At 47.7% G+C, this 10,729-nt stretch carries 6 protein-coding genes; 4 read left to right on the top strand and 2 right to left on the bottom strand.

Annotated elements, in window-relative coordinates:
• The first annotated feature begins 64 nt into the window (after positions 1–64).
• Positions 65–1,021 carry a hypothetical protein gene (locus NFR28_RS07665; RefSeq protein ID WP_251179227.1) on the top strand — a complete coding sequence of 319 codons (957 nt, stop codon included), beginning with the start codon at positions 65–67 and terminating at the stop codon, positions 1,019–1,021.
• 55 nt (positions 1,022–1,076) lie between these two features.
• On the opposite strand, the gene NFR28_RS07660 is transcribed toward NFR28_RS07665, so the two are convergent.
• Entirely contained in the window at positions 1,077–2,924 is a 1,848-nt protein-coding gene (locus NFR28_RS07660) for a flavocytochrome c (RefSeq protein ID WP_251179226.1), read from the bottom strand.
• Between the two features lie 255 nt (positions 2,925–3,179).
• Here NFR28_RS07660 and NFR28_RS07655 point away from each other — a divergent pair, with 255 nt between their 5' ends.
• On the top strand, positions 3,180–3,623 hold the full coding sequence (locus tag NFR28_RS07655) for a GNAT family N-acetyltransferase (protein WP_251179225.1): 444 nt from the start codon (positions 3,180–3,182) through the stop codon (positions 3,621–3,623).
• A 180-nt stretch (positions 3,624–3,803) separates the two neighbouring features.
• Here NFR28_RS07655 and nifJ read toward each other — a convergent pair whose 3' ends face one another.
• Positions 3,804–7,352 carry a pyruvate:ferredoxin (flavodoxin) oxidoreductase gene (nifJ, locus tag NFR28_RS07650; RefSeq protein WP_251179224.1) on the bottom strand — a complete coding sequence of 1,183 codons (3,549 nt, stop codon included), beginning with the start codon at positions 7,350–7,352 and terminating at the stop codon, positions 3,804–3,806.
• 468 nt (positions 7,353–7,820) lie between these two features.
• Between nifJ and NFR28_RS07645 the strand changes: the two genes are divergently transcribed.
• Both NFR28_RS07645 and NFR28_RS07640 read left to right on the top strand, forming a co-directional pair.
• A complete protein-coding gene (locus tag NFR28_RS07645) occupies positions 7,821–9,437 on the top strand; it encodes an ABC transporter substrate-binding protein (protein WP_251179223.1) in 1,617 nt (538 codons plus the stop codon).
• 333 nt (positions 9,438–9,770) lie between these two features.
• On the top strand, positions 9,771–10,727 hold the full coding sequence (locus tag NFR28_RS07640) for an ABC transporter permease (protein ID WP_120360614.1): 957 nt from the start codon (positions 9,771–9,773) through the stop codon (positions 10,725–10,727).
• The last annotated feature ends 2 nt before the right edge of the window (positions 10,728–10,729 follow it).

The following is a 10,729-nucleotide window of genomic DNA, read 5'->3' as shown; positions in this document are numbered from 1 at the left end:
AGTAATTGCAACCCAACATACCCTGATACAATAACGTGCATTGCTAACAAAGAGAAGGATACGCGTGGAAAGTCTTGAGACAAGCTTTGCTACTTATATGGCCAAAGCTTCGCCAAAACAGAAGAAAGCTCAGCATATTGCGCAAAACAACGCGGCACTTGCTCGCGCTATTATAGCTACCTGGGCAACAGCTGAATCCGCCGCGCTTTACTTGCTCGCGCACATCAACACAATGTACATCTGTGAAGATACGCGCGCTTATAAAGGCGACGCCGAACAGCAAAAGCATTTTATTATGCAAATCTATGTGGATGATCCCCTCGCAAAAACCGAAATCAATGCACGCAGAGAACTACTCTTGCATTATTTACACGTTGAGGGTATTTCCGCTGAAGAAATCACGCTATTCTCCGCTACGCGCGGCATGAAACAGCGCAAATTGTATCCAGAGTTTGTAGCGCATCTACAAGCTGGACACACCACCCTTCCAGCTCATGCCCAAAAGCCAACATTTGTTTCGGCTGATCCACTTGAATCAAAGTCGCACCAAGATCAGCAACAGCTCTTAGAATGCTTCAAACGTGCTGTTTGCTTATCTTTTGCACAGCTTGATGATGCTGCAAGCTTCTTAGCGCATATTGAAGGCGCAGCCATGGAAAACACCAATTTCATTGACCGTCGCACCACAACGGGTGGAGAAAATACACGCGAAGGCAAGCCGCCTCGACCTAGTTATTGTGTGCATCTCTTTGTCCAAGAAACTGATATTGCGCCCTGTATTGAGCTTATGAATCTTTATGGGTCAACCCTTCAAAGTTCAGCTTATCTGATTGGTTTTCGCCTTAATAGTATTATGGTGCATCAAAGTCCTGCTGCGCTTGCAGGAAAGACCGCTTACCCGCGCCTGAGCCAACCAGTACCGCTTGTGCCACTTGATCTTTCGGCACTTCGATCAAAACGATTGTATGCGCTTTCGCACCATAAGCCCAACTGCATTAATGTCTCACCTTATGCATCATAACAACAAAGGCAAACCTTTTAAGGTTTGCCTTTGTGTGGTTATCTGAGGTGCGCGGTTATGCGTTATATGCTGCAGCGTTTTTGCCTGCAATACGACCAAAGGTATAAATGTCGGTCATAGAACAAGAGCCCAGACGATTAGTGCCCATCTTGTGACCAGCAACTTCACCCGCAGCATAGAGGCCCGGAATAACCTCTTCATCAACACTTAACACTTCTGCTTCAGGGGTAATATGTAAGCCACCCATGGTGTAATGAACAGCCGGCTTGCATGCCATGAGATAATATGGCCCTTCCTCAATTGTGTTCATTTCTGCACTGTAATTGAAATCAGGGTCCTCTCCTTGTGCACAATATTCATTCCACTGATCAACAGTTGCCTGAAGTGCATCCGGATCAACACCCTGCGCTTCTGCTACCTCGGCAAGGGTGTCTGCTTTTACAATCACGCCACGTGACTCGCTATTTTCGTATTCGTCAGCATGCTGCTCAACAAGCCCCGTCTCATCAGCTGCCTTTTGATTGAAAAGGAGATAGGCAATTCCGTCTGTCTGCGCTTTGATGCCATTTGAAATTACATCTCGACGATCAAGCTCTTGAACAAAACGCTGACCCTCTTTGTTAACCAAGATGCCATAGTTTTCAAGACGAACATCACCCACATACAAAAGGGCTCCTGTCTCAGGATCGCAAACTGGATATGTTTGGATGTATTCCATATCAATGGTGTCCGCGCCTACTGCTTGCGCCATAACAATACCGTCACCTTGAGCGGCTACTGAGTCGGTTGATAAGATTTTGTCATCCATATCAGGATTATATTGCACACGCATGTCAACATTTGAGCCAAAACCACCGGTTGTAAGGACGACTGCGTTGCAAGAAATAGTAGATTCATCGCCGGTAATTTGATTTTCTACCTTAACGCCAGTAATTGCACCTTGGTCGTTTTGTATCAATTCAGTGGCTTTGAGATTATCAATTAAAGTAATCTCGTCTATCGTGCCTACGCGATTAGTAAGCTTGGTGGTCATCTCAGAACCTGAATGAGTAAGAGGAATAATAGAGCGCTTAATATTATGACCTCCAAATTGCATCAGGTCATGCTTCCACGAAATACCACCTTCATATGTCAGCCAATTCGCAGAATCCAAGGCACCATTGGCGATAATGCTCACCAGCTCAGGGTCGCCTTTATTGTCGCCACCAACAAGCATATCTTCAATGAGGTTCTCAGGACTATCTTCAACACCTTGTGTTACCTGGATCCAGTTACCCGGTACGGCCATTTCGCCGCCAGACAAGGCAGTGTCGCCTCCGTAGACTCCCATCTTATCTAAAAGAACTACACTTTTACCTTCGTTTGCTGCCGTAATTGCTGCCGCAAAACCAGCGCCGCCTGCACCCACAACAACAACGTCAGCTTGTTTGGGCACCTCAACATCGCTTACCCAGGCGGCCTTTGTGCGATTCTGCCAATCTTTTGAATCTTCGCCCATGGCATCAAGCGCTGAACCAACCGCAGTTAAAAATGCCATCGAAGACAGCGTTGCTCCGGTAATGGTGTCAACTGCAAGTGTTTGGTTTTCAATAATTGCCTGGGTAAGCTTATCCATGGCAACATCGCCCATACCCGGTGTTTCGCGTGAGTCAAGTACTGTGATGCGATCAATTGCACCATCTTTAAGGGACACTTCGACGTTAAAGTTACCATGCTTTCCCATGCCTTGCCCAATAGCAGTCACTTGTCCTTGTGAATTGCTTGCGCGTTGAGCAGATGCCTCTTTTTCTTTTTCCTGAGCCTCATCATGACTCATAGGTGCGCATCCAGCCAATGCCAATGTGGAACCGAAAGCCGCAAGAGCTCCCCCAGCAACAAACTGACGACGTGAAAAGCGCTTCATAATGACCTCCTTGGTCTACTATATCCTGCTTTCGCCATCATAAAGCCGGCACAAAATAAAGGTGGAATATGCGGTGAAGCGCAAGCAAAGCGACACGCCTTTGTTATCAACTAGACAAATTCCCGTAGTCGTTTCGAGATCAGTCCCTCAGTTTGTGTCTCTGTTCTTTGCTTACTCAGATCAATAACAATACCAATCAAACTGTTATCATAAGATTTGATAACACTATCAGTCCTGTATGGCTAAGGAGTTAGCATGTCGCTCATATTTAAGACCGATTCATTTGAAGACGCAAAGTATGTACGCCAGTGTGTCTTTATAGATGAACAGGGATTTCAAGTTGAGTTTGAAGATATTGACGATGACGAAGAAGTTGGCCATATAACCGCATATGACAACGGCACTCTTGTTGGGTGCGCACGTGTCTGTCCATCACGCTTGCAAGCGGGTTTTGATGCAGATCCAAAGATATGGATTATTGGAAGAATAGCTATTTTGCCAGCGTTTAGAAAAAAGGGGTATGGTTCAGCGATTCTTGCCGAAGTAGAACGTTATCTACAAGCCCAAGGAGCCACCTCTGCCCATCTTCATGCACAAATGCACGCAAAACCTTTCTATGAACGAGCTGGTTATAGCGCTTATGGACCCATTGAGCTTGATGAACACGTTGAGCATCAATGGATGTCTAAAACTCTTTAATAAAGCACGCACCTCAATTACCTATTAAAAGCAGGTGCGCGCTCAAAATTGCTCAGAGACAATGTGTCTCTCCACAAAAAATGGAGCCAACCACAAATGAGTTGGCTCCATTTTGTTTCGCATTCAAAAGCGTGTGCTTTGTCTTCTACAAAGACCTAAGCTAAGTACACCTTGAAGTGTTTATTCGCCCGAATACACCTCTTTGAGTTTAGTCAGGTGATCAAAGCGCTTCATAGCTGCTTCTTCGTTGAGCTCGAAGAGTTCTTCAGCACGCTCGGGGAATTCGCGTGTGAGGCGGCTGTAACGTGCTTCATTCATCAGGAAGTCACGGTATCCACCTGCAGGCTCTTTAGAGTCAAGCACGAATTTCTTACCAGCATCAGCCGCAGGGTTAAAGCGGAACAAATTCCAGTAACCGCATTCAACCGCTTTCTTCATTTCAGCCTGGCAATTGGTCATGCCACCCTTAATTGAATGCATCTCGCACGGCGAGTAACCAATAATAAGAGATGGTCCAGGATATGCCTCAGCTTCGGTGATGGCTTTGATGGTCTGAGCAGGATTTGCACCCATTGCAACTTGTGCAACATATACATAACCATAAGCCATAGCAATTTCAGTCAAGCTCTTCTTGCTGATATCTTTACCACTTGCTGCAAACTGTGCAACCTGACCGATATTTGAAGCCTTAGAAGCTTGACCACCCGTATTTGAATACACCTCAGTGTCGAATACGAAGACATTTACATCTTCGCCAGATGCAAGCACGTGATCTAGGCCGCCATAACCAATGTCATATGCCCAACCGTCACCACCAAAGATCCAAACAGATTTCTTGGTGAGATACTCTTTGTTCTCAAGAATTGCATTCGCAAGAGCTTGTGCTTCGCCACTCACACCTTCAAGCGCTGCAACATATGCTGCTGCGCAAGCCTTGCTCTCTTCTGCCGAGTTCATAGCTTCAAGCCATGCATTTGCGGCAGCGCGAACGCCTTCATCAAGAGCATCCAGCTCAAGCAGCGCTTCGGTATCAGCAACCAATTTAGCGCGCACGGCCTCATGACCTAAAAGCATACCCAAACCGTGCTCTGCGTTGTCTTCAAACAGTGAGTTTGACCAAGCAGGACCATGACCGTCTTTGTTGACGGTGTAAGGAGAAGTTGCCGCTGGGCCACCCCAGATTGAAGAGCAACCAGTAGCGTTCGAGACAAACATACGATCGCCATAAAGTTGCGTAATCAAGCGAGCATAAGCAGTCTCAGCACAACCTGCGCATGCGCCCGAGAATTCAAGTAAGGGCTGGCTGAACTGGCTTCCCTTAACGGTTGCATTAATAAGCTCAGGCTTCGGCGTAACATCAGCCACACAATAGTCAAAGACTGCTTGCTGGTCCAGCTCATCTTCGGTGGGAACCATTGCCAAGGAGTTCGTCGGGCAAACATTAACGCAAACGCCGCAACCCATACAATCAAGCGGCGAAACAGCCATCGTATACAAATAGCCAGCTGCTTGAGCAGGTTTGCCCTTTGCCGGTACCAGCTTAATTGCCTCAGGAGCAGCCTGTGCCTCAGCCTCAGTAAGAGCAAAGGGGCGAATGGTTGCATGCGGACACACAAACGAGCATTGATGACATTGAATACACGTCTCTTTTGCCCAAGTTGGAACAGTAACTGCTACACCGCGTTTCTCATACGCAGCCGCACCCAGCTCAAACTGGCCATCAACATGATCAACGAAAGCAGATACTGGCAGGCTGTCACCATCCATACGAGAAACAGGCTCCATGATGGTCTCAACCATGCGAACCACTTCAGGACGACCCTCAAGTTCGTTGGCGACCGGTTCGTCAACCGCCTCTTTCCAGCTCTCAGGAACATCAATCTTAACAAATGCCGTAGCACCCGCATCAATAGCACGATGGTTCATATCTACCACGTCTTGACCCTTCTTCAGGTATGACTTGGTAGCTGCATCTTTCATGTAGCGGATAGCATCTTCTTGCGGCATAACCTTAGCCAACGTAAAGAATGCTGATTGCAAAATGGTATTTGTGCGCTTACCCATACCAATCTCACGTGCCAAATCAATAGCATTAATGGTGTAAAGATTTATTCCATTGTTGGCAATGTAGCGTTTTGCATCAGCACTCAAGTGATGCTCCAGCTCTTCAAGATCCCACTGGCAGTTAATCATAAACGTACCACCAGGCTTAACATCTTTTACGATGGGGAAACGCTTGGTGATGTAAGAAGGATTATGGCATGCAACAAAGTCTGCTTTATTAACATAATACGGGCTGCGAATAGGAGCATCACCAAAGCGCAAGTGACTAATTGTCACGCCACCTGTCTTTTTCGAGTCATACTGGAAGTATGCTTGTACATATTTATCAGTATGGTCGCCGATGATCTTAATTGAGTTTTTGTTCGCACCCACAGTTCCGTCGCCACCAAGACCCCAGAACTTGCACTCAATAGTGCCAGGAGCTGCGGTATTTGGAGCAGAAGGATCCTCAGGTAACGACAAATTGGTCACGTCATCAACGATGCCTACAGTAAATTCGCGTGCAGGATTGTCTTTTGCCAGCTCGGTATAGATGGCGAAAACTGATGAAGGCGGCGTGTCTTTTGAACCTAAGCCGTAACGACCGCCAACAACCGTAATGCCTTCAACGCCTTCTTGCGCCAATGCGTTTACCACATCCATATAGAGCGGCTCGCCAACAGCACCTGGCTCTTTTGTGCGGTCCATAACAGCAAGTTTCTTGCATGTCTGAGGCAGTGCCGCAACAAACTTGTCCGTCACAAACGGACGATAAAGGCGAACTTTAATCAAACCAACTTTTTCGCCTTGTGCATTCAAGTAGTCAATAACCTCTTCAGCTACATCATTAAATGAGCCCATGGCAACAATAACGCGATCAGCATCAGGTGCGCCGTAGTAGTTAAAGAGCTGATAATCGGTTCCAAGCTTTTCGTTAACCTGAGCCATGTACTCTTCAACCACAGATGGCAGCGCGTCATAATGGCTATTGCATGCCTCGCGATGCTGGAAGAAGATGTCGCCGTTTTCGTGTGAACCACGCATAGCGGGACGCTCGGGATTAAGAGAATGCTCGCGGAAGGCACGAACAGCATCCATGTCACACATTTCAGCTAAGTCTGCGTAATCCCAAACAGCAATCTTTTGCACTTCGTGAGAGGTGCGGAATCCATCAAAGAAGTTGATGAAGGGAATGCGACCCTTGATGGCAGCTAAGTGGGCAACCGCTGACAGGTCCATAATCTCTTGCACATTGCTCTCGGCAAGCATTGCAAAACCAGTCTGACGACAAGCCATAACGTCAGAGTGATCACCGAAAATTGAAAGTGCTTGCGTAGCAACAGTACGAGCTGAAACATGCAAAACGCAAGGCAACATCTCAGCTGCGATTTTGTACATATTAGGAATCATTAACAACAGACCTTGTGAAGCAGTATAGGTTGTCGTCAATGCACCAGCAGCAAGCGAACCATGAACTGAACCAGCTGCTCCGCCTTCTGACTGCATTTCGCACACCTTAACGGTGGTGCCAAAAATATTCTTCTGACCTGCAGCGGACCACTGATCCACTAAGTCAGCCATAGGACTTGATGGCGTAATGGGATAGATGCCAGCAACTTCGGTAAATGCATATGAAACATATGCCGCCGCGTTGTTACCATCCATTGACTTGAATTCTCTAGCCATAGATATCTCCTCGCGAAATAAGGGGCAACCTGCAAACACTGCGAACTCCTCTTGCCTGCAGACCAATCAATCTTTATCTGAGCCCTATAAAAGAGCGCCTTTTACGGAAAGTGACGCGTCAAACCACGCGCCACACCCCAAGACTAATTGGTAGTTGCATAGTAGCAGGCGAAGGGTTGTCTGCGACCTCACAAGCGAAATATCGCTCATTGCGGGGGGTCTGTGTTCGGCAAGTGGTCAGGGGATACGCTCTGCTAATTCACGTAACAATTTGGTAACACAAAAGCTTAAATATGGCAGCAATCAGGATTTACAGCATCCCCAACTTTACAAAAATCAATTATTTGTGGTCGCGAGCACCTCATTTTACTTTGAATCTGGGATAATAACGAAATGTTTATGCACACCACACTGGTGCGCATGCATGTTGCAAAGCGTAAAGCTTTAAACCGAAATGGAGGGAAACCTATGCAACATTTATCTAGTCCGTCATTATCTCGCCGCTCTTTCTTGGTCGGCGGAGCAGCAGCTGCTGCTGTAGCAGGTCTTTCACTTACCGCTTGCGGTGGTGATACCGACACTGATGGCACCCCTGCCGATGGCGGTTCTACCCCAACCGGCGGCGCAACTGAGTTGCGTGCAGGCGTAAGCTATCAAACTGATAACTTCTTGCCGATGAACAACTCTTCGGGTTTGGCACAAGGTGCTAACTGGAACGTTGTTGAGGGTCTTTACATGCTTGACATGGCAAACGGCTGCAAGCCATACCCGGCTTTGGCAGACGGCGATCCTACTGAGGTTTCAGAGACCGAATACGAAGTTAAGCTCCGTGCAGACGCCAAGTTCTCAAACGGCAACCCTGTCACTGCTGAAGACGTTGTTTCAAGCTACACGCGCTGCGTAGAAGCTGATGGTTCGCTGTATGCTCCCATGCTTTCCTTTATTGATAGCATGGAAGCAAAAGACGACACCACCGTTACCATCAAGCTCAACAAGCCCACGTCTCTTTTGACCACCCGCTTGCCGCTTGTTGTTGTTGTTCCGAAGGACGTAAGTGACGAAGAACTTACCAAGATGCCAATTGGCTCTGGTCCTTTCAAGTATGAGTCAGTAAATGGCCAAGAAGGCGGTCAGCTCGTATTCGTCAAGAATGATCAGTACAACGGCCAGAACCCTGCTCTGGTAGACAAAATCACCTATGACGTTATCGTAGACGACACTTCACGTGCATCACATCTGCAAGACGGCACCGACCAAATTATGGAAAACGTTCCGGCAACCTTGGTTGCTCAGGTTAGCGGCACTGGTGCTGCAGTTGAAAACGTTCAGGGCTTCGCTGTTGCCTTTATGATGTTCAACACCAAGAAGGCTCCGTTTGATGACGCTCGCGTACGCCAAGCATTCCTGTATGCAATTGACTACGAGAAGATGATCCAAAACGCTTTGCCTGATGTTGCAACGCGTCCTCAGAGCTTCTTGCCGGAGTCTCATGTTGACTACACCGGTCCTGCTACAAACGACTTTGCCCATGATGCTGACAAAGCAAAGCAACTGCTTGAAGAGGCTGGTGTTAAGGATCTGTCCATCGTTATGGATACTACCGACGCTGGCTGGATTGCTGGTCTGGCAACCCAAATCCAACAAGACCTGCAGGCAATCGGCGTAACCGCTGAAATTTCTTCACAAGCTTCTGCTTCACTGTATGCAAATCGCTGCGACACCGACGACGACGTACAACCGTTTGATATCGTTGTTGCGCCTGGTGACCCGGGCTGCTTCGGCACCGACCCCGACCTGTTGATGAACTGGTGGTACGGCGACAATTCATGGACCGAAAAGCGTTCTTCTTGGAAGGGTTCTGACGGTTACAACAAGCTTCATGAGCTCATGGATCAGGCATTTGCTGCAGAAGGTGACGAGCAGAAGAAACTCTGGGCACAGTGCTTCGACGTTCTTTCTGAAGAAGTTCCGCTGTACCCAATCGTACACCGTCAGGTTGTAACCGCATTCTTAGAGGACAAAGTAAACAACTTCCTCCCGATCGGCTGCACCGGTCTTCAGTTCAAGGGTGTTTCAGCTAAATAGTTCACCTGAGATCGACTGTGAGCCTTCAGTAAAACACCTAAGGTGTGCAAGGTCTTAATCGTCTCAAAGCGATCCGCTTTTATGCGGGTCGCTTTTTTGTTGATAAACCTATGTCATAAGGTCAGGTAAAACCCCTGCTCTCGCATTAAAAAGCCGAATTAATTTTGTATTTTTCAATATCTGTAAATTACTCGTGGGTGTGCGGAGAGAATCGGCGAATCTTCGGTATATAATGCAAGAGTCTACTTCTTGGCAACAATTGGCAAGAAGTAGATCGGCATGTCAATCGCGGGGCACCCTACCCCACCCGCTAAGTAGGAAAGGGGGAACACGGTGAACAACCTCTTGCGTCTGATTGGCAATCGCCTTATTGCTTTGCCCATCATGATCTTCGGCGTCACCCTTCTTGTGTTCTTCATCATGTCGTTTTCTCCGATTGATCCAGCTTATTCGGCACTTGGAGAAAGCGCCTCCCCGGAAGCCTTAGAGGCCTACCGAGAACAACATGGTTTGAACCAACCTTGGATTGTACAATATGGAAACTTTTTGGTCGGCCTCGTACAGGGCGATCTCGGCACATATGGTGCAGCCCAAAACTCAGTTCTAGATCGTGTGAGCGAAGCTTTGCCCATCACGTTGCAACTCACCTTTATTGGCTTGATTATCGCAGTGGTACTCGCTGTCATTTTGGGTATCATTTCAGCTGTCTACCGAGATCGTTGGCCTGATCAGATTATTCGCGTGTTTTCAATCCTCTGCATTGCAACGCCGTCTTTCTGGCTTGCGGTATTGCTGATCTTGCTATTCTCGTCAACGCTTCACGTTCTTCCCGCATCAGGAGACTTGCCAAACTTCTTCACCAACCCAGGCGGTTATTTGGCGCGCATGGCCATGCCCGCATTCGCCCTTGGCATTCCGGTAGCGGGCACCCTTACGCGCGTCATTCGTACTGCAATGGTTGAAGAGCTTGATAAAGACTACGTTCGTACCGCAATCGGTGCCGGCATTCCGCGCCGCGTTGTCATTGCTCGCAACGTTTTGCGCAACGCACTCATTACGCCTGTTACCGTTTTAGGTCTGCGTATTGGCTATCTTATTGGTGGCGCCGTTGTTATTGAGGTTATCTTCAACCTGCCAGGCATGGGCATGACCATTTTGCAAGGCGTACAAAACAACTACCCCACCTTGGTGCAAGGCGTAACGGTTACCGTTGCTGTTGCCTTCATTGTTATCAACATCATCGTTGATATGCTCTATATCCTTATCAACCCTCGAATTAGGACGGTGTAGGC

It is taken from the genome of Adlercreutzia agrestimuris (genome assembly GCF_943193125.1).
Taxonomy (GTDB): Bacteria; Actinomycetota; Coriobacteriia; order Coriobacteriales; family Eggerthellaceae; genus Xiamenia; species Xiamenia agrestimuris.
This window is presented reverse-complemented; position numbering and strand designations above follow the sequence as displayed.

Bases quoted from the DNA above. Each gene is read 5' to 3' on its own strand.
- NFR28_RS07660 (WP_251179226.1), bottom strand. From the start codon at position 2,924: ATGAAGCGCTTTTCACGTCGTCAGTTTGTTGCTGGGGGAGCTCTTGCG.
- NFR28_RS07655 (WP_251179225.1), top strand. From the start codon at position 3,180: ATGTCGCTCATATTTAAGACCGATTCATTTGAAGACGCAAAGTATGTA.
- nifJ (WP_251179224.1), bottom strand. From the start codon at position 7,352: ATGGCTAGAGAATTCAAGTCAATGGATGGTAACAACGCGGCGGCATAT.
- NFR28_RS07645 (WP_251179223.1), top strand. From the start codon at position 7,821: ATGCAACATTTATCTAGTCCGTCATTATCTCGCCGCTCTTTCTTGGTC.